Raw genomic sequence first — 18,544 nt, 5'->3', positions numbered from 1 at the left:
TTCAGCGCCCCTTGAAAGCGGGTGTGCGCTTGTTCATGAAGGCGCTCACGCCTTCACGGTAGTCTTCGCTGCGCCCGGCCAGGCGTTGCAGGTCGCGCTCAAGTTCCAGCTGTTCATCGAAGCCGTTGTCGAAACTGGCATTGAGGCTGCGCTTGATCAGGGCCAGTCCGTAGGTGGGCTGGGTGGCGAGCTGGCGGGCGATGGTGAGGGCTTCGTCACGCAGTGCAGCATCGTCTACCACGCGATGGATCAGCCCCCATTGCTGGGCTTGTTCGGCGCCAAGGCGCTCGCCCAGCATGGCCAGTGCTTTAGCCCGCGCCATGCCGACCAGGCGCGGCAGCAACCAGGTACCACCAGAGTCCGGCACCAGGCCGATCTTGCAAAATGCCTGGATGAAGCTGGCCGATCGGGCGGCCAGCACCAGGTCGCAGGCCAGCGGGATGTTGGCACCGGCGCCGGCGGCCACACCGTTTACCGCACAGATCACCGCCAGCGGCAGGTCGCGCAGGGTGCGCACCAACGGGTTGTAGAACTTGTCGATCGATTCGCCCAGGTCTGGCACCTCGGCGCCTGGGGCGACGTTACGGTCGGACAGATCCTGGCCGGCGCAAAAGCCGCGGCCCTCGGCCGTCAGCAGCAACACCCGCGCCTCACTGCTCTGGCGAACCTGCTTGAGTGCTTCGCGCACTTCCAGATGCATGGCGGTGTTGAAGCTGTTCAGCTGCTCGGGGCGATTCAAAGAAAGGAGGGCGACGCCGTCCTCGATGGAAAACAGGATGTGCTGGAAAGTCATGACAGACTCGCTCCGTCGGTCGAGGGGTAGGTGATCAGCGGCCTTGGAAGCGGGCCTGGCGCTTTTCCTGGAAGGCGCGAATGCCTTCGTCACGGTCTGACGTGCCGGCCAGCAGGGTGAATGCATGGCGCTCGAAGCGCAGGCCACTGGCCAGGTCGGTATCACCGGCCTTGAGCAGCGCCTCTTTTGCCAGGCGCACTGCCAGCGGCGCCTTGGCGGCGATGCTGCGGGCGATCCGCATGGCGCGTTCTACGGTGAATTCGGGCTGGGTTACTTCGCTGACCAGGCCGGCCTGCTGGGCGTGACGGGCAGTGATGGCTTCGCCCGTCAGCACCATCTGCATGGCCAGCGGTTTGCCGACGGCACGCAACAGGCGCTGGGTACCGCCGGCACCGGGGATGATGCCGAGGTTGATCTCCGGCTGGCCGAAGCGGGCGTCGGTACCGGCGATGACGATGTCGGCACACATCACCAATTCGCAACCGCCACCCAGGGCGTAGCCGTTGACTGCAGCAATCAGCGGCTTGGCAAAGGCGGCGATGCGTTGCCAGTGGGCTACTCGAGGGTCGTTGAGGATGCCGACCAGGTCGCGCTCGGCCATTTCGCGGATGTCAGCGCCTGCGGCGAATGCCTTGCGGCTGCCGGTGACCACCACAGCGCCGGTCTGGTCATCCTGGGCGGCTGCATCCAGCGCAGTGGCCAGTTCTGCCAGTAACTCGGTGCACAGGGCGTTCAGTGCCTCGGGCCGTTGCAGGGTAATGAGCTGAACGCCGTGTTCCGGCGCCTGCACATCGAGATATCGCGGCATGTCGGGTTCCTCTGGCTGCACGCACGGCACATCGTGGGGCCGGCATTTCTTGGAATTGTTTGCAGGGGCGTGACGCTGGATCACGACCAGGTGAGGTCAGTATATGCATTACGCGATACACAAAAGCAATAGTGAAAATGTTTTGCCGTATCTCTTATCAGGGGCCTGGCGCTACATCCCGAGAACGATTTGTGACGATTAAAGCTGCTTTTAGCCTGATTTTGCTGGATCCCATTGAGGTTCTGCTTCGAATCTATACCGAGGGGAATGTGATACACGGCAAGATAGATTGACGGCGCTCATTCTTGTGATACAAGATCGATTGCCATTTCAAATCATTTCCGGAGCTTTCATGCCTTGCTATCGACTGGACGGCCTGACGCCTGTGGTTCACCCGACTGCCTACGTGCACCCAAGTGCAGTACTGATCGGTGACGTCATCGTCGGCCCGCGTTGCTACATAGGCCCCTTGGCATCGCTCAGGGGCGATTTCGGCCGCATTGTGCTGGAGGAGGGCGCCAACCTGCAGGACACCTGCGTGATGCACGGATTTCCGGGTGGCGACACGCTAGTAGAACGCAACGGGCATGTCGGGCATGGCGCGGTGTTGCACGGCTGCAAAGTGGGGGAGGACGCATTGATCGGCATGAACGCAGTGGTGATGGATGGCGCCCATATCGCGCCACGCTGCATCGTCGCGGCGACCGCGTTCGTCAAAGCCGGCTTCGCATGTGAAGCGCAAAGCCTGGTGATGGGGTCGCCGGCCCAGGTCAAACGGCCCCTCAGCGAACAGGAGTTGGCCTGGAAGCAGCGCGGTACTGCGGAGTATCAGCACCTGGCGCAGCGCTGCATGAACAGCATGGTCGAATGCCCGCCATTGGCCGAAGCCGAACCGGAGCGGCCGCGCATGCAAGACACCGGTGTCAGACCCAAAGGCCAGGCAACGGCATGAGCCTGGTAGCGTCACGCAATGGTCAGGCGGCCCGCCGCACAGGTATAGTCGGTGCTTTATCCGCGCACAGTTCGCCCATGAGCAATCTTGCCCCACTGAACAACCTGATCACTCGCTTTCAGGAGCAGACGCCAATCCGCGCCAGCTCCCTGATCATCACCTTGTACGGCGATGCCATCGAGCCCCACGGCGGGACCGTCTGGCTGGGTAGCCTGATCAACCTGCTGGAGCCGATAGGTATCAACGAGCGGTTGATCCGCACGTCGATCTTTCGCCTGACCAAGGAAGGCTGGCTGACCGCCGAAAAAGTCGGCCGGCGCAGCTATTACAGCCTCACCGGCACGGGCCGGCGCCGTTTCGAAAAAGCCTTCAAGCGCGTTTACAGTGCGAGCCTGCCAGCCTGGGACGGCGCCTGGACGCTGGTGTTGCTGTCGCAGCTGGAGGCCAGCAAGCGCAAGGCCGTGCGCGAAGAACTGGAGTGGCAGGGCTACGGCGCCATCGCCCCGAACGTACTCGGCTGCCCGCGCGCTGATCGTGCCGACCTGGCGACCACCTTGCGCGAGCTGGACGCCACTGACGACAGCATCGTCTTCGAAACCCACACCCAGGAAGTACTGGCCTCCAAGGCCATGCGCGCCCAGGTGCGGGAGAGCTGGCGGATCGAGGAACTGGGCGAGCACTACAGCGAATTCATCCGCTTGTTCCGGCCGCTGTGGCAGGCGCTCAAGGAGCAGAAGGAGCTCGATGCCCAGGACTGCTTCCTGGCGCGGACCTTGTTGATCCACGAGTACCGCCGGCTGCTGCTGCGTGACCCGCAGTTGCCGGATGAGCTGCTGCCTGGGGACTGGGAAGGCAGGGCTGCTCGCCAGTTGTGCCGTAACCTCTATCGGCTGGTGTGGGACAAGGCGGAAGCGTGGCTGGGGACCGCGCTGGAGACGGCGGATGGGCCGCTGCCGGATGTCAACGAGAGCTTCTACAAGCGGTTTGGTGGTTTGGGCTGAAGCCGGCGATATCAAAACACGTCGGCAAAGCCGCCATTACCCCGGCGAGTAGACAAACCGCTTGGCGAGAAACCCGTACAGCAGATAACCAAAGGCAAGCACCAGCAACCCACCAAACAATGCTTCCATGCCGCACGCATACAAGGCATACAACGAATAGCCCACCGCAATCAGCAGCACGATCAAATTGCGCGAGTACACTGCCGGTGACACTTGCGCCTTGTACATGATCACCAATAGCCCGGTCAGCGCTGTCACATAGGGGATCAGGTTGGTCACAGCGGCCAGGTTCACCAGCTTGCTGAACTGTGCACTGGCATTGGGTGAAATGGTCGACACGGCCATTGCAGTCTGCAACAGGCCGCAGACGATCATGCCGATGACCGGCGCCCCAAACCTGTTGAGCTTGCCAAACAGCTTGAGAAAAAGGTTCTGGTCGGCGGTCATCTTGGCGGTCTGAGCCAGGGTGAACTGCCAGCCTAACAGTGAGCCAATACAGGCCATGACTGCCAAGGCCATGACAATATTACCCACCAGCGGGCTGAACATCTTCGCGTAGACCAAGGCGAACGGCGCTGACGCGCTGGCCAGCTCCGGGTTGGGGATGATGCCCTGGATAACCGTGGTCGAAAGCACGTAGACCACCGCCGCCCCCAGGGTGCCGAACAGGCACGCCAGCGGCACGTCGCGCTTGGGGTTCTCGACCGCATCAGACGCCTGGGCTGCCGACTCCATGCCGAGAAAGGCCCACAGGGTCAGCGGTATGGCCTTGCCGATGGCTTCGGAAAGCGGCAACGCGTTGGGGTTCCAGGCGGCCTGGAGCAGGTCGGGGTTAAACCAGAACCAGCCGATGATGCTCAACCCCGCAACGGGAATGATCACACCCCAGACCGTGATCGCGCCGATCTTGCCCGTGATGTTCGGGCCGCCAAAGTTGGCGACGATGGTCAGCCAGATCAGCCCCACGGTGCCGGCGAAGAGCGGCAGGGCACCGGTACCCAGCCAGGGCACGAATGCAGTCATGTAACCCACTGCGGAGATCGCCACCGCCACGTTGGCGATCGCCAGTGAAAGAAAATACAGGTAGGAGCAGAGAAAGAAGCCTGATTTGGCGTGAGCTTCTTCGGTATAGGCCGACAAGCCGCCAGAGCGCGTGCAGAAGATCCCGCACTGGGCAAAACAGTAGGCAATGGCCATCGAACCGATCGCGGTAAAGGCCCATGACAACAGTGACACCGCGCCCAGTTGCGCCATGTTGGTCGGCAGCATGATGATGCCCGACCCCATCATGTTGACCGTCACCAGCGTGGTAAGCCCCATCAGGCTCATCTTCTTGCTTGAATCCGTCATCGCAAACTCCCTTTCAAGGCTTGCTGGCTTGCTGCGGATGTTCTGGCTTGGCAGGGCCGCACACCTCGCGCGCCCTTGGCCAGAAGCATGAACACCCAGGTGGCCGCCGCCTGATAGCCGGCGGCACTGCGCAGAAAGCGCACGCTGTACGCATGGCGTGTTTCCTTGACCACCAGGCGCAGGTTCTCTGCTGCCAGCGTAGTCGGGTTTCTGGCCTGCCCGCATCGCGCCCACGGGTAACCACCAAGTAACAACCCACACATAAGGTTAACCCTAACGATGTTTATGTGGCTTAAGGTTTATATTTGTGAGTTTTATGTTTATCGTAATAAATCTTAAAGCGTGCTATGGTTTGCCTTATAGCACCTAATATTAATGCTGGTGGCCTTTATGGATGACTTTTTTCCCGTCGCCTGCGCCGATACCCTCAGTAAAATAGGGCTTCTGGTCAAGGCAAAGCGTTTGTCGCTCGGTTTACGCCAAACAGACCTCACGGTAGCAATCGGCGTCTCCGCGCATAACCTTCGCAAGATCGAAGGCGGCTCCGCGCGCGTGGACCTGCGTTCCTTCATGCTGGTGTTATGGCGCCTGGGTATCAGCGACACGGTCTTCGCCTCGCTGGAAGGCATTGAAAAAACCTCCCAGATCACCCGTTTCAGTGAGGACGACGATGCCCACCAGCGCCTCGCATCCCGCCGCGTGCGGCTGGCAAAACCCAAGCCCGAGGAATTCTGATGTCCCGTGCCTACATCTATATGGAGCACCCCGAGACGGCTGAGGTCATCACCCTTGGCCGGCTGACCCTAAAAGGCAAGGTCGGTGAGTTCCTCTATGCGCCTGACCATGTGGCGCGAGGTGGCTGGGTACCCGACCCGATCAATTACCCCCTGCGTGCCGAGCCCTATACGGGGATCGCCAAGAATCGCGGCATACCCGGCTTCATCAATGACGCCATGCCTGATGGCTGGGGTGAGCGGCTGCTGCATCGGGCGTACGGCCAGGAACTGGGCACCCTCGATTTCTTGCTCAAGTCACCGAACAACGACCGCGTCGGCAACCTGATGGCCGGCGGCGCAACCACGCCCGCACCTGGCCTGGGCGATGGTGCGGTACCCACCTTGAAAGGCCTGGCGAAATTCGTCGCCGCGTGCGAAGCGGTGTACGACGGCCAGCTCGACGCCGAGTCGGTGGCAACCCTCAACGTACGCCAGCAGCGTTCCGCCCTGGGCGGCGCGCGCCCAAAACGTACGCTGCAGGACAACGGCATGCTGATTCTGGCCAAGCCCCGTGATCGCTACGACCACTACGACCTGCCCTCGATCGAATATGCCTGCATGACCTTTGCAGCAGGGCAGGGCTTGAACGTGGCAAAAACCGCGCTGCATGCCGAAAACCCTTCAACCTTGCTGATCGAGCGCTTCGACCGCACGCCGATTGCGCAGGGCGCCCGGCGCATTCCCATGCTCAGCGCATTGACCCTGCTGGACTCGGAATGGAACGGCGCACACCATCGGGATTGGCGCTACGCCGCGGTAGCCGATGAAATGCGCCGGCGGGGTGTGCCCGACGCTGATCTGCAGGAGCTGTTCAAGCGCATGTGCTACAACGCCCTGGTGGGGAACTCTGACGACCATCCACGCAACCATGCGGTGATCTGGGTGGCCGGCGGGTGGCGTCTGTCACCGATGTACGACGTACTGCCGATGCTCGAAGAAGGGCCGGCCCAAACCTTGGCCATGGCTGTTGGCCGTGAAGGCCGCCAGATCAGCCGCGCAAACCTGCTCAGTCACCACGCTCACTTTGCCCTGACGCGGGAGCAGGCCGAGCAGCTACTGGAAGAAGTGGCGGGGTGGGAGCAGGCGTTGAAGGCGCATTACCAGCGGTTGCTTGCGGGGGAAGATTTGCGCACGGCGTGTGAGGCGGCGAGTGCGGTGCGGATGCTCAGCTGAGCGAGCGTCTTTCGCTTTTAAATGACATGCATTCCCATTTATACTTGCATCTCATTTCCTCTCTGTTCAACGCTATCGTGCAGGCAGATCCTCCAAAGCCATCATTGCTCGCCACCCTGATCCGTCATTACGACGACTTGGTCGACCATGTGCGCCGGCGCTTCGGTGAACGGGTCCTCGCGCGTGAAGTCGTTCATGACCTTTGCGTGCAGTTGCTGGAGGATGACGAGCGAGAAGGGGTGCGGCAGCCCTTGGCGCTGTTACGAAAGATCGCCCATGACAATGCGGTTTCGCATTGTCGTCGCGAGCGCCGGCGGGGCAACGTGATCATCACACTGGCCGAGCTCCCTGAAGTAGCCTGCAGTGCAGCACCACAGGAGCGCCAGGTCGATGCCGCGAAGACACTGGACAAGTTGGTTGCCGCCATTTCCCGATTGCCTCCTCGCTGCCAGGCAGTATTCATCATGCACAAGTTGCACCAGATACCGCAGGCCGAGGTCGCGGAGCGCCTGGGCATTTCCCTGAAAACGGTAGAAAAGCATTTGCGCCTTGGTATGATCGCTTGCCGTGAATATCTGCAAAGCGAGGGGGCACCGTGAGCCGTCTACGCGATAAAGACGATGCCGCAGTCGATGATGCGCTGGCCACGTGTCGCGAGGACTTGAAGCTGCGTTTCCCTCTACCCAGCCCGCCACCTGCCAGAAAGCCACGCAAAAGCACCAAGGCAGTCTCGTTGCTGGTGTTGGCCCTGGTGGCAGGTGCTGTGTGGCAGAACCCTGTGTACCGCAACGAGCACTATGTCACCCAGGTCGGGCAACGCCAGTCGGTGCAGTTGGCCGATGGCAGCCAGATCAAGCTGGACGGTGGCAGCGAGGTGCGCGTGAGCTGGCATTTGCGTAGTCGGAACATTGAGTTGGTGCGCGGCCAGGCACTGTTCGCCGTTTCGCCCATGCTGTATCGGCCGTTTCTGGTCGATGCAGGCACTGCCGCTATACGTGTGGTCGGCACCCGATTCAACGTCAATAGATACTCGGATGATGTCCGGGTGACTGTTGCGCAAGGCCAGGTGGAAGTCAAAGGGCGCGCCTTGGACCGTACCTCGCAGCTGCTGGCCGGGCAGCAGTTGCTCGTCCACAACGGCATCCCCGCTGACGTCGTCAAGAGCAGTGTCGAAGACGCGATTGCATGGCAGCAAAGCCGATGGGTGTTCGAAGGCACACCACTGGTTGAGGTCGTTGCCGCACTGCAACGTTACTACGCCCAGCCGGTCGAGCTGGTGGGGCCTGAAGTAGGGCGCCTGCCGGTTTCAGGTGTTTTCAACAGCGACCAAGCCGAAACCTTGCTGGCGCTGCTGCCTGAAATTCTTCCGGTAAAGGTCACCAGAGAAGGCGCAAACCTGCGCATTCACCCCAAAGGGGCAAAAAATAATTCGCCAACGAGGTAGGGTTGCGACCGCTGGGAGGCGGCTATCACTCTGTACCCCATCTCTTGGAGAATAAAAGTGAGTCAGCTCTTCCTGCGTGCACCTTGGCACGTATCGGTCTTGACCAGCACCCTGATGGTCAGCCAATGGTCGCACGCACAAGCGTCGCTGGTGGTTGAATTCAATGTTCCCGCATCAACACTGGAGCGCTCGTTGAATGCCGTGGCTCGCCAGGCGGGCGCCCAGGTGCTGTTTTCCAGTGAACTGACTGCGGGGAAGCAGGCGCCGGCGCTGCAAGGGCGTTACACACTGGAGCAGGCGCTGGAGCATGTGCTTGATCACAGCGGGCTGGTCGGCAAGGCGCGTGACGAGCATACCTTCATTGTTGTGCCGCCAAACGATGCCATGATGGGCAGCGGGCTGGCTTCAACCAGCAGTACGGTGGAGCTGGCCAACGTGGAGATCACGTCCTCTCGGCTTTCCAGCAACGTGGTAGCGCAGGCTCGCCAGGTAAATGTCATCGAGCGAGAGCAACTGAAGCAACTGCGCCAAGGCTCTGATGGTTTGGCGACGTTACTGGCCAAGAGCATCCCGGGGATGGCCGATTCAAGCCGAACCATCACCGATTATGGGCAAACCCTGCGTGGCCGTACGATGCTGGTCCTGGTCGATGGCGTGCCCCTCAACACCAACCGTGACTCCTCGCGTAACCTGGCCAACATCGACCCGGCATTGATCGAGCGCATCGAGGTGATTCGCGGCAGCAGTGCTATCTACGGCGCCGGTGCAACGGGCGGGATCATCTCTATCACCACGCGGCCAGCCGGCGGTGAAGCAATGGCCGAAACTACGTTGACCGGCGTGTCGCCCTTGAGCCAGATGGACAGCGATGGCCTGGGAGGGCAGTTACAGCACCATGTTGCCGGCTCACAAGGGGCCTTGGATTACGCGCTTGATTTCGGTGCACGCCATATCGGCGCCTCTTACGACGCCAAAGGGCATCGTATTGCGCCCGAGCCGAGCCAAGGCGACCTGTTCGATTCCAACACTTACAACATTGGCGGCAAGTTCGGCTGGCGCATTGATGAGCAACAGCGCGTTCAGCTTTCGCTCAGCCACTACAACGCCGAGCAGGACAGCGACTATACCGCCGACCCCTCGGTCAGCCGGTTGCCGCCGGGTTCAGTCCCTGCGCAACCGTTGTCCGGGTTGTCACTCGACGAGCAAAACCAGATCAAGAACACATTGGTGAATCTTCAGTATGCCCACACAGAGGTGCTCGGAGGCACACTCGACACCCAGCTTTACTATCGCGACTATTTCACCCGCTTCACACCATTCGATGCGCGAGGCGTGGCCACCCGCGGGCGCAATGTCGATCAAGTCATGCAAAACAGTGAAGTCTTTGGTAGCCGCATCACGCTGCGAACCCCGCTAGGCGGCTCGGATACCGAGGTGTTATGGGGTGGCGACTTCAACCAGGAGCGCAGCGACATGCCCATCGATATCTTTGACCCGCAGGAATTCGATGCGAGCGGTGGGGCGGTGTTCAACAAGATCGGCAAGTTGACGTACATGCCAGACCTGACGTCCCGCAGCGTAGGCGCATTTGCACAGTTGCAGCACCGCTTCACCGAGCAGTGGTCAATGGAGGGCGGCGTGCGTTATGAATATGCCACTGCCGAATACGGGGACTTCGTGCCGCTGTCCGAATCGACTGCAGCGAGCCCAGCCACGGTGGAAGGCGGCAAGGTGCATTATGATGCGCTGCTTTCCAATATCAGCCTGACTTACTCGCCGGTCAGCGGACAGGCGATATATGCCGCCTTCAGCCAAGGCTTCCAACTGCCCGACATTGGCGTGCAACTGCGTAATGCGCGGCGGGGCTTCGAGGTCGGATCTTCCAATCTGGAACCGGTCAAGACCAACAACTACGAACTCGGCTGGCGCGGCGACCTGGGCGAGCAGACCCTGGCATCGCTGGCCATTTTCTATACCACTTCCAAATTGGGGGATGTGCAAAGCTTCAACAATGGCCTGATCCTCACGCGCACCCAGGAACGGATCTACGGTGTTGAGGGCAGTGCCGACTGGCTGACCCGCGACGAGCATTGGGGGGCAGGGGGGAGCTTCACCTGGATGAAAGGGCGCGAGCAACCGGACGGAGGCGATTGGCAAGACATGACGGGCTACCGTATTCCACCGCTGAAGCTGACGGCTTATCTTCAATACAAACCTGACGAAGACTGGACCCACCGCGTGCAGGCGACTTACTTTGGCGCAGAGGACTACCGCCTCAATGGCGTAGAGAGTTTTGGCAGACGCAGGGTGGAGGGTTACACCACGGTGGACGTCATCAGCCAGTACCAACTGAGTGAAGGGGATCAGATCAGCGTAGGCGTACAGAACCTGTTCAATCGGTACTATTATCCGCTCTATAGCCAGCTGATGCGGAACAGCAACAACACCAGCCACTTGCCAGCGCCCGGTGCCGTAATCACAGCGAGTTATACCCACCGATGGTGATCTTGCAGGCCATGTTCAGCACGGTCTGAATATAACTAAACTAAATAGTCATTTAGCGTAGTTATATTCAGAAGCAACCAAACAGGCAGGTGGCGAGGTGAATAAAAGGGCGCATCAAGCAGCCGTCGCCTGCCTGGCTAGGTCAAGTGCCGGGGCCTGAGTGCCTTGCAACCTGTCACAGTAAAGGCCCACACCTTGTTCGACGGTCAATGTCGCCGCCTCGTAGCCTGCAGCGCGCAAGCGTTCCAGATCGGCACAGGTGTAACACTGGTACTTGCCACGCAAATGCTCAGGGAATTCGCTGTATTCCAGAATGCCTTCCAGCAAGGCGATCTCCAAGGACAATGGGGGTTGATGCTGATACCCGCGCAGCCGATTGATCACCGCCAGGGCGACGTCATTAAACGACTGGGCGCGCCCGCTACCGACATTGAAGATACCGCTCAACTGTGGGTGATCAAGGAAGAACATGTTGACCTTGACCACATCATCCACCGCAACGAAATCACGCAGATGGCCACCGCTGGGATAGTCCCCATAACTGCCGAACAGGCTGACTTTTCCATGGGACTGATACTGGTTGAAGCAATGCAGGGCGACTGACGCCATCGCACCTTTGTGCTGTTCATGTGGGCCATACACGTTGAAATAACGCAACCCGACGACCTGGCTGCGCGCTGTCATCAACTGCCGGCGTACCTGTTGATCGAACAGGAACTTGGAATAGCCATAGACGTTTAGCGGGCGCTCACACTCACGTTGTTCGCGAAAATCCTGCCCGGCGCCATAGACAGCTGCCGATGATGCATATAAAAGCGCGACCTGTTGCTGCTGAGCAGACGCCAGCAACTCACGGCTGAACCGGTAGTTGTTGTCCATCATGAAACGACCATCAGCCTCGACGGTGCTTGAACACGCGCCTTGGTGCAGCACAGCACGCACCTTGCCAAACTCACCGCGAGCAAAGCGATCGAGAAAATCGTCTTTGTCCAGGTAATCGGCAATTTCACTGTCGGCCAGGTTACGGAATTTGTCGCCATCGGTCAGGTCGTCGACGGCGATGATGTCGGTTTCGTTGCGCTGGTTGAGCGCTTGAACGAGATTGCTGCCGATGAATCCTGCAGCACCGGTTACGATGATGGTCATACCAGATTCCCCGTGAGGGTGCGGAGCCCGCATTTTAACCAAGGCGACTTGAACCAACCTTAACCTGGATCAACGGAAGGACCGGTTTCGATGAATCAGGGATTTGTGCAGCTCAACATCTGGGCACTCACGGCGCAGTGACGAAATACGAATGTTCGGATAATGCATATTATGTTAAATCGTGTATAGCTCATTGATGCGGTTCATCGTCTGTCTGCTTCCACTAACCTACGCAGCCGATTCCACCAACCCCTGTGACCGTCGAGATACAAAGACACTTCCACCCCACTAGCCCCTAAAGCCCTTGCGCTGCAGGGCCTCCAGAGGTTCGGCTTTGCTCAAGCATGGTTCGAATCCGATGAAATGCGGACACTTCTGCAGTAAAGCGCCTCTGCCAATCCCCTGATTTTACGTGGGTTGGGGACGAAATGAGTGTTTGAGGCACCTTAATCATTTCCTCCCGTATTTGGACACTCGTGCGTTTTCCAATGCTGATGGCTGCATCACTGCAGCTCAAGAAACTCTGGGGCTTCAGCGGTATTTGCACATTCGGCGGCCTTGGTCATATCAGTTCACTCTCTGAGATTGTTGTGGAAATAAACGAATGGGGACTGGGTGCCCCCCTTGATTGACCCAGGCGTGTGGCGCCTTAGAACAATAAAACGGCCTGCAACCAGATGCGCTCCCCCTGTGCCCTGTTTTCCACCAGCGCTTCATGTTGCCACTTCAGGACGACTCCAAATTCTGGCGTTTGGTATTTCACCACCGGGCCAAATGCAGCGACCTGCCCACGGTTGCCGTTCTCTCCAACCGACTCACCCTGGTGCTCGTCATCGCTGACCTGTTTGTACAGATAGCCGCTCAAGCCCACTTGCCAGTGCTCATTTACGCTGTAGCCCAAGTGGTAGTCGACGTTGACCTCCCGTCCCGATCGATAATCGGTCTCACGGTTGTTCTCATTGATCATGTACAGCATCTTTGCACTGATCTCGAGTTCATCGATTGGGTTGGCTGTGATCGAATACCAAGGCGAATACGACCACACATTCGTCCCGGCGTTGAACAGTCGGTCTTTGTCATACGAACCTGTTGGGGCGTAGACATCCACACCCAGCATCTGGTGAACGCGTGGCGAGCTCCATCCCATGAATAATGGGGTAAATGCCAGATTGGCAAGTCCCGCGCTTTTGCCGCTATAGCGCACGCGGCCCTGAGGCGTGTTCGTGTACCAACTCACTTGGCCGCTGATGTAAGGCTGCGCCGCTCGGCTGGCGAGTGTTGCACCGAATAGGGTGTAGTCGCTGTAAACGTAATCAAGGCAGACGGCAAGAGCCTCGTAGCTTATGCTGAAGTCCTCAATACCCGACTGTTCATGACCATTTGCGTCTTTCAGCTCTGTTGCCTTATACGCAGAACTGTAGAGAAATGTCGTCAGCCCTGGCGGTGGCATTCGGCCAGCCAGTACCGTGTCTAGGCCTAAAGGGTAAGCAGTACCGTTATATTCAGTCGCGTGTGCGGGGGCATTCAACAGCAGGGTGGCGGCTGCACAAAAAACAGGGAAACGGTTGCCGGTCAGCAACGCAGGGGCACGCAGCATAAAGATGATCTCGTATGGATTGTTGTTTTAATTACGAAGATTCATGTAGTGGATGCTTGATTTCAGGCAGCAGTGTTCCTCCTGGTGCCAGGTAACTTGCTCAGATTCGGGGGAAATACTTCAGTTGGCCGCGGCACTCTCGGCTTAATGAGAATGCCGCAGCCATCATGCTTGATCGCTACCAGGCAGTAGTACCGCCGTCCACGCGGATATCCGTACCGGTGATGAATGAGCTTTCATCCGAGGCCAGGAATAGCGCCGTGGCAGCGACTTCTTCCGGTTTTCCCATGCGCCCCAGCATGACCTTGCCTACCATGGTCTCGGCCCATACGGGATCTTGGAGCAGCGGAATGGTTTGCTTGGACTCGATCAGGCCGGGGGAAATGCTGTTGGCCCGCAGTCCATGGACTCGCCCCTCCAGCGCCAACTGGCGAGTCATGGACAGCACGGCGCCTTTCGCCGCCGAGTGGGCAATCCCGGGCAGCAGTTTGTATGTGGACCACGCTGACACAGACGCCGTATTGATGATCGACGCACCCGGCGACTTGATCAGTTCAGGCCATGCGGCCCGCACCATGTGAAAGACCAGGTTCACTTCCTGATCGATGGTGCGGTGCCAGTCGTCATCGGAGATCTGATCAATCCATCCAAAATAGGCCATTGCAGCATTGTTGAACAGCACGTCCACACGGCCATAGGTTGATACAGCAAGATCAACCAGCTTGGCACAACTGGCTGGGTCGGTCAGGTCGCAACGACTGAGGGAGACCATATCGCCGCCCTCTCCTCTGACCATCTCCACTGTCTCTTCGGAAGATTCCGGATACACATCGCAGCCAACAACCTTGGCGCCCTGCCGAGCAAACATAAGCGCAGCGGCTCGGCCCATTGAGCCACCGGTACCCGTAATAATGCAGACCTTGGCTTTCAAACGATCGCTCATGACGTGTTCCTTGTTGTTATTTGAATATTTTCAGGCGCAACATCTAAAAAAAGACTATGGAGTCGATATTTGAGTAAACTTTAGGGAATTGCCCACTTGGATGACTAGTCGAGCAAATCACTAAACACTGTTGCGTGTGAGCACCAATAATCATCAGGGCTGAGCAGGTATTGAGTGGACTTATACATTGGTCCGCTCCCTTGTGATATCACGCTGCCTGGACATGCAACCCCAGGATTTTCATAGCCTCAAGTAGATCGACGTGCATATCGTGCTGCCATAGCCAGTCGAATCGCTCGCTCAGCGCTTTGCCCAACATTTGCTGGTTATCTAGTACATCACGGTTACGAAACTCATAAAGCTCGCCCGCCTCCCACGACGTTCTTTGGGCGCGGCAGGCGCGTGGACGGCGTACGGCGTCATACGCTTCCAGCACAGCTTCAGGATTCTTGTTGACCACTTGTGGGTAGGCAAGTAGGCGCGCGAGTAGCCAGGCGTCTTCTAGGCCTTGACCAGCGCCCGCACCTTGATGCGGCAGCATTGCATGGGCCGCGTCGCCGATCACGGCCACGCGCCCATGCGTGTAACCTGGCAGCTCTGGGAGGTCGTGCAGTGCCCATAACGATGGGCTCGCAATAGCCTCCAACAGGATGCGTGCTGCGTCGCCCCAGCCCGCAAACGCCTGCAGCATTTCTGTTTGACTTGCAGTCCTAACCCAAGGCTCATCACTCGGCCAGGTTGGTTCGGAATGGGTACGATTGGAGGTGAATGCGACCACATTGATCAGCCTCCCCTGTTTGACAGGGAAGGTAAGGATATGACCATCCAGGCCGAGATACATCTGCGGCACATTCAGTAGGTGTTCATCGACCCCGCGCGCCCGGTAGGTGCGGCGTAACTGCTGGCTGTCAATAAGGCCGCGATAGGCGCAAGTACCACTGAACCGGGGTGAAACCAAGGGTTGCTGCAAGCCCTGCAGCACATGGTCACGAATCGATGACTTGATGCCGTCGGCGCCGATCAACAAATCACAGTGATGCTCACTACCATCAGAAAACGTTACGCGAACCCCCTCCTCATTCTGAATCACCTGTTGCGCACGCTTCCCAAACTGAGCAATACCCGATGGCAACTGCCTGGCCAGCGCATCCAGAAAATCAGCGCGATGGACCGAAGACTGGCCGACCCCCTCCGCAACGCTGTTACCCAAATAGTGGGCATTGCTGCCAAGGCGCCACTCAAACCAGATGTCTTGCCATGGAGCGGGTGTGCAATCAGCGATCTTTCGGTAATGCCCTGCAATACCTAAACCCGCGATTGCTCTAACCGCGTTAGCGCCAAACGAAACGCCAGCGCCCACTTCGCCAAATGCGGGGGCGGCTTCAAATAATTGAACGTTTAGGTGAGTATGTCGGCAAAGATTGAGAGCGAGGGCGATGCCGGCAATACCGCCACCGATAATCGAGACACGCAAGGCAGAAGATGAATCACGCATAGCTAAATACCCCTGGGAATGATTGTTATTGGAGCTCCCAGATGATTGCTGCTGTGATGTTATTTATAAATGCAGTGACCTATATAATGCCCATCACGCTTGTGAATGTACCTGGCAGCCCGATTACCCGGAATTGCCTTCAACCATCGACGGTTAGGAAAGGAACGGCATCATGGAACTACGCGACCTAGACCTGAACCTGCTGCTGGTTTTTAACCAATTGCTCATAGATCGCAAGGTTTCGACCGCCGCAGAAAATCTAGCACTGACCCAGCCCGCAATGAGCAACGCACTCAAGCGCCTGCGCACAGCGCTAAATGATGAACTGTTCGTACGGACCTCCAAAGGCATGGCGCCGACGCCCTATGCGTTGCATCTGGCCGGGCCGGTAACTAATGCCATACAAACGCTGCGCGATGCGCTTGTCCGACAAAATACATTCGATCCTTTGGCCTCCAACCGGCGCTTCACCATGGCCATGACGGACATCGGCGAAATCTATTTCATGCCTGCTTTGATGGATGCCTTGGCTGAGCTAGCCCCAGGGTGCACCATCAGCACACTGAGAAACACTTCTGACTCCGTCGCCGAGGGGCTGCAAAATGGTACTGTCGACCTGGCGGTTGGTTTGCTTCCTCATCTGCAAGCAGGTTTTTTTCAGCGCAGGCTGTTCCATCACCGCTACGTATGCCTCTGCCGTGCTGGTCACCCTGCCACGCTACAGCCACTGACACTTGAAGCGTTCTCCAGTTACGGTCACGTAAAGGTCGTAGCTGCCAACACAGGGCATGGTGAGGTGGACACCTTCTACGCGCGTGCTGGCGTTGCGCGCAATGTCCGCCTTGAAGTCCCGCATTTTGTGGCGGTGGGACACATACTTCAGCGAACGGACCTCCTCGCAACAGTTCCGGAACGCTTTGCGATCAGTTGTCAGGAACCGTTCGGCCTCTGTATGTTGCCACCCCCGGTTGAATTGCCAAATATCGAGATCAACCTGTTCTGGCATGAACGTTTCAACAAGGATCCGGCGAATCGATGGTTGCGCCAAACGATGTTTGACCTGTTTTCAGACCAGCAGAGGGTGGCGATTTCGTGATGGGGTTTGACTGCAGCTCGATGCGTGCCTAGGGGGGGAGCAGTTACCCTCCCCCAAGTTCCGATGGATGGATGCCAAACGTTATCTGATGCCAGCCCCTAATGCAGGGAACACATCACTGAACAACAGGCCAATCAACTGCTCTCCGTTTGGTGTTGACCAGTCTTTGCCGATTTCTGCCATCAACGTATTGGTGGCGGTGAGTACCACGCCAGCATCATGCATTCTCTGCCGGGCGAATTCCTCAGATAGCAAGCTGGGCGATCCTGACGCATCCATCACCGCTTGCACTGCGAAGCCTTCCTGAGCAGCATCAATCGCAGGGAAGATAAGGCAGACATCAGTAGTTACCCCCGCCATGATCAGGTTTTTGCGGCCAGTAGCCAGTACCGCTTTGTGGAAGTCTGGATATTCCCAGGCATTGACCACGCCTGGCCGTTTGACCCTCGCTGCGTACGCATCTGGAAGCACCTGAGCGATTTCCGGCAGTATCGGGCCCTGAGCTTGATCTTCCTGACTCGAAGTAATGACTACTGGCATATTGAGAATTCTTGCCATTTTTGCCAATGCAACGGACTGTTTGGCGGCAAGATCACTGTCGATGTTCTTGATCAATTGCATCGTACCGACCTGGTGGTCGATGAGCAGCAATGCGGCGTTGTCTGCGGTAAATCGTACGACAGCCATAGCTCAGATCCTCGTTGGGTGGAGTCACACAAAGGGTAGCGGAGGGCCGCTGAAAAGCACGGCCTGGGCACTACCATGCGGCGCCTTGAAGATTATTGTCTGGGGTTTGTCTTGTGCCGTGAAAACCGGGACCTGGAGGTCTTCACGGTCGAAAAGCTGTCCATCGATTTCCGCCCTACCGGCTATCGGCAAAACGAACATGCAATGCCCCTCAGTCACGGGCACACGTAACTCCGCACCTGCGTCGAGGTTGATGTCGAGCATCGTTACTTCGGTAGGAGGATCCATGGGAGAGCGCACGCCATCGTATTCCCCTAGCGGTACCCTGATAATCACCCCTGGCTTGTTCACCACTGGTACAGCCTGTGATTCGAGTATCAGCGGAAAAGGAGCAATACCTTGCTTCGACGGCGCAAGAGCTACGAAAATTTGTAAACCATGAACGGTTTTCCCGGATTGCGCCGGTACTTCCTCATGGGTCACACCGCGCCCGGCAGTAGTCCAATGCAGCCCGCCGGGGCTGATAATGTTTTGAGTACCGATTGAATCCCGGTTTGCCATTCCCGTTTCGGAATCGCCAAGCAGGTACGAGAGGGCCGAAATACCGGCGTGGTGGTGCGGAGCAAAAGTGGGGGCGGTCATCCAGTAATGATCAACCCCGATGAAGGGTGAGATCAGATGCTGATCTGTTCGCAGCCCGTAACCATGGAAGTGATCACCCACCTTGGCGCGATGAACTGGGACAATGACTTTAGACATGTGTGCAACCTCTGGATCG

At 58.2% G+C, this 18,544-nt stretch carries 17 protein-coding genes; 8 read left to right on the top strand and 9 right to left on the bottom strand.

Annotated features, from left to right (window positions below; all coding sequences use genetic code 11):
- Nucleotide 1: 1 nt before the first annotated feature.
- Both paaG and paaF read right to left on the bottom strand, forming a co-directional pair.
- Nucleotides 2–793: a 2-(1,2-epoxy-1,2-dihydrophenyl)acetyl-CoA isomerase PaaG gene (gene paaG / locus N805_RS07950; protein WP_019470784.1), complete on the bottom strand. Its 792-nt coding sequence runs from the start codon at nucleotides 791–793 to the stop codon at nucleotides 2–4.
- Nucleotides 794–827: 34 nt separating this feature from the next.
- Entirely contained in the window at nucleotides 828–1,601 is a 774-nt protein-coding gene (gene paaF, locus N805_RS07945; protein WP_019470785.1) for a 2,3-dehydroadipyl-CoA hydratase PaaF, read from the bottom strand.
- A 352-nt stretch (nucleotides 1,602–1,953) separates the two neighbouring features.
- Between paaF and paaY the strand changes: the two genes are divergently transcribed.
- Nucleotides 1,954–2,553 carry a phenylacetic acid degradation protein PaaY gene (gene paaY, locus N805_RS07940; RefSeq protein ID WP_019470786.1) on the top strand — a complete coding sequence of 200 codons (600 nt, stop codon included), beginning with the start codon at nucleotides 1,954–1,956 and terminating at the stop codon, nucleotides 2,551–2,553.
- 77 nt (nucleotides 2,554–2,630) lie between these two features.
- Entirely contained in the window at nucleotides 2,631–3,554 is a 924-nt protein-coding gene (gene paaX / locus N805_RS07935; protein ID WP_177313744.1) for a phenylacetic acid degradation operon negative regulatory protein PaaX, read from the top strand.
- 36 nt (nucleotides 3,555–3,590) lie between these two features.
- Here paaX and potE read toward each other — a convergent pair whose 3' ends face one another.
- Nucleotides 3,591–4,904, bottom strand: a complete 1,314-nt coding sequence (gene potE / locus N805_RS07930) for a putrescine-ornithine antiporter (RefSeq protein ID WP_019470788.1) — start codon at nucleotides 4,902–4,904, stop codon at nucleotides 3,591–3,593.
- 390 nt (nucleotides 4,905–5,294) lie between these two features.
- Between potE and N805_RS07925 the strand changes: the two genes are divergently transcribed.
- From N805_RS07925 to N805_RS07905, 5 genes are all read left to right on the top strand, one after another.
- Nucleotides 5,295–5,639 carry a helix-turn-helix domain-containing protein gene (locus tag N805_RS07925; RefSeq protein WP_026034383.1) on the top strand — a complete coding sequence of 115 codons (345 nt, stop codon included), beginning with the start codon at nucleotides 5,295–5,297 and terminating at the stop codon, nucleotides 5,637–5,639.
- Entirely contained in the window at nucleotides 5,639–6,853 is a 1,215-nt protein-coding gene (locus tag N805_RS07920; RefSeq protein WP_019470790.1) for a type II toxin-antitoxin system HipA family toxin, read from the top strand. The genes N805_RS07925 and N805_RS07920 overlap by 1 nt, the downstream gene beginning before the upstream one ends.
- A 77-nt stretch (nucleotides 6,854–6,930) precedes the next feature.
- Nucleotides 6,931–7,452 (top strand): RNA polymerase sigma factor, encoded by a 522-nt coding sequence (locus N805_RS07915; RefSeq protein WP_033692052.1) that lies wholly within the window; start codon nucleotides 6,931–6,933, stop codon nucleotides 7,450–7,452.
- Entirely contained in the window at nucleotides 7,449–8,297 is an 849-nt protein-coding gene (locus tag N805_RS07910) for a FecR family protein (protein WP_033692046.1), read from the top strand. The genes N805_RS07915 and N805_RS07910 overlap by 4 nt, the downstream gene beginning before the upstream one ends.
- Nucleotides 8,298–8,411: 114 nt before the next feature.
- On the top strand, nucleotides 8,412–10,802 hold the full coding sequence (locus tag N805_RS07905; protein WP_046811362.1) for a TonB-dependent siderophore receptor: 2,391 nt from the start codon (nucleotides 8,412–8,414) through the stop codon (nucleotides 10,800–10,802).
- A gap of 114 nt (nucleotides 10,803–10,916) precedes the next feature.
- Here N805_RS07905 and rfaD read toward each other — a convergent pair whose 3' ends face one another.
- The 4 genes from rfaD to salA all read right to left on the bottom strand — a co-directional run bounded on the left by rfaD (nucleotide 10,917) and on the right by salA (nucleotide 15,983).
- Nucleotides 10,917–11,948 (bottom strand): ADP-glyceromanno-heptose 6-epimerase, encoded by a 1,032-nt coding sequence (gene rfaD, locus N805_RS07900; RefSeq protein ID WP_019470794.1) that lies wholly within the window; start codon nucleotides 11,946–11,948, stop codon nucleotides 10,917–10,919.
- A 649-nt stretch (nucleotides 11,949–12,597) separates the two neighbouring features.
- Nucleotides 12,598–13,545, bottom strand: coding sequence for a SphA family protein (locus tag N805_RS07895; RefSeq protein WP_026034385.1), 948 nt, complete (start codon nucleotides 13,543–13,545; stop codon nucleotides 12,598–12,600).
- A gap of 178 nt (nucleotides 13,546–13,723) precedes the next feature.
- Nucleotides 13,724–14,488, bottom strand: a complete 765-nt coding sequence (locus N805_RS07890) for an SDR family NAD(P)-dependent oxidoreductase (protein WP_026034386.1) — start codon at nucleotides 14,486–14,488, stop codon at nucleotides 13,724–13,726.
- Nucleotides 14,489–14,696: 208 nt separating this feature from the next.
- Nucleotides 14,697–15,983, bottom strand: coding sequence for a salicylate 1-monooxygenase (salA, locus tag N805_RS07885; RefSeq protein ID WP_019470797.1), 1,287 nt, complete (start codon nucleotides 15,981–15,983; stop codon nucleotides 14,697–14,699).
- A 172-nt stretch (nucleotides 15,984–16,155) separates the two neighbouring features.
- On the opposite strand from salA, the gene N805_RS07880 reads away from it, so the two are divergent.
- Complete coding sequence (locus tag N805_RS07880) at nucleotides 16,156–17,079, top strand: LysR family transcriptional regulator (RefSeq protein WP_019470798.1); 924 nt, start codon at nucleotides 16,156–16,158, stop codon at nucleotides 17,077–17,079.
- A gap of 81 nt (nucleotides 17,080–17,160) precedes the next feature.
- Here the strand turns inward: N805_RS07880 and N805_RS07875 are convergent, their stop codons facing one another.
- Entirely contained in the window at nucleotides 17,161–17,766 is a 606-nt protein-coding gene (locus tag N805_RS07875; RefSeq protein WP_019470799.1) for an isochorismatase family protein, read from the bottom strand.
- A gap of 24 nt (nucleotides 17,767–17,790) precedes the next feature.
- A complete protein-coding gene (locus N805_RS07870; protein WP_019470800.1) occupies nucleotides 17,791–18,525 on the bottom strand; it encodes a pirin family protein in 735 nt (244 codons plus the stop codon).
- Nucleotides 18,526–18,544 lie beyond the last annotated feature (19 nt).

The sequence above is a fragment of the Pseudomonas putida S13.1.2 genome (assembly GCF_000498395.2).
Classification (GTDB): domain Bacteria; phylum Pseudomonadota; class Gammaproteobacteria; order Pseudomonadales; family Pseudomonadaceae; genus Aquipseudomonas; species Aquipseudomonas putida_Q.
Note: the sequence above shows the minus strand (reverse complement) of the source record. Positions and strands in the feature narration are given on the sequence as shown.

Excerpts from the sequence above, each read along its gene's own strand:
- paaG (WP_019470784.1), bottom strand. The coding sequence starts at position 793 with ATGACTTTCCAGCACATCCTGTTTTCCATCGAGGACGGCGTCGCCCTC.
- paaF (WP_019470785.1), bottom strand. The coding sequence starts at position 1,601 with ATGCCGCGATATCTCGATGTGCAGGCGCCGGAACACGGCGTTCAGCTC.
- paaY (WP_019470786.1), top strand. The coding sequence starts at position 1,954 with ATGCCTTGCTATCGACTGGACGGCCTGACGCCTGTGGTTCACCCGACT.
- paaX (WP_177313744.1), top strand. The coding sequence starts at position 2,631 with ATGAGCAATCTTGCCCCACTGAACAACCTGATCACTCGCTTTCAGGAG.
- potE (WP_019470788.1), bottom strand. The coding sequence starts at position 4,904 with ATGACGGATTCAAGCAAGAAGATGAGCCTGATGGGGCTTACCACGCTG.
- N805_RS07925 (WP_026034383.1), top strand. The coding sequence starts at position 5,295 with ATGGATGACTTTTTTCCCGTCGCCTGCGCCGATACCCTCAGTAAAATA.
- N805_RS07920 (WP_019470790.1), top strand. The coding sequence starts at position 5,639 with ATGTCCCGTGCCTACATCTATATGGAGCACCCCGAGACGGCTGAGGTC.
- N805_RS07905 (WP_046811362.1), top strand. The coding sequence starts at position 8,412 with ATGGTCAGCCAATGGTCGCACGCACAAGCGTCGCTGGTGGTTGAATTC.
- rfaD (WP_019470794.1), bottom strand. The coding sequence starts at position 11,948 with ATGACCATCATCGTAACCGGTGCTGCAGGATTCATCGGCAGCAATCTC.
- N805_RS07895 (WP_026034385.1), bottom strand. The coding sequence starts at position 13,545 with ATGCTGCGTGCCCCTGCGTTGCTGACCGGCAACCGTTTCCCTGTTTTT.
- N805_RS07890 (WP_026034386.1), bottom strand. The coding sequence starts at position 14,488 with ATGAGCGATCGTTTGAAAGCCAAGGTCTGCATTATTACGGGTACCGGT.
- salA (WP_019470797.1), bottom strand. The coding sequence starts at position 15,983 with ATGCGTGATTCATCTTCTGCCTTGCGTGTCTCGATTATCGGTGGCGGT.
- N805_RS07880 (WP_019470798.1), top strand. The coding sequence starts at position 16,156 with ATGGAACTACGCGACCTAGACCTGAACCTGCTGCTGGTTTTTAACCAA.
- N805_RS07875 (WP_019470799.1), bottom strand. The coding sequence starts at position 17,766 with ATGGCTGTCGTACGATTTACCGCAGACAACGCCGCATTGCTGCTCATC.
- N805_RS07870 (WP_019470800.1), bottom strand. The coding sequence starts at position 18,525 with ATGTCTAAAGTCATTGTCCCAGTTCATCGCGCCAAGGTGGGTGATCAC.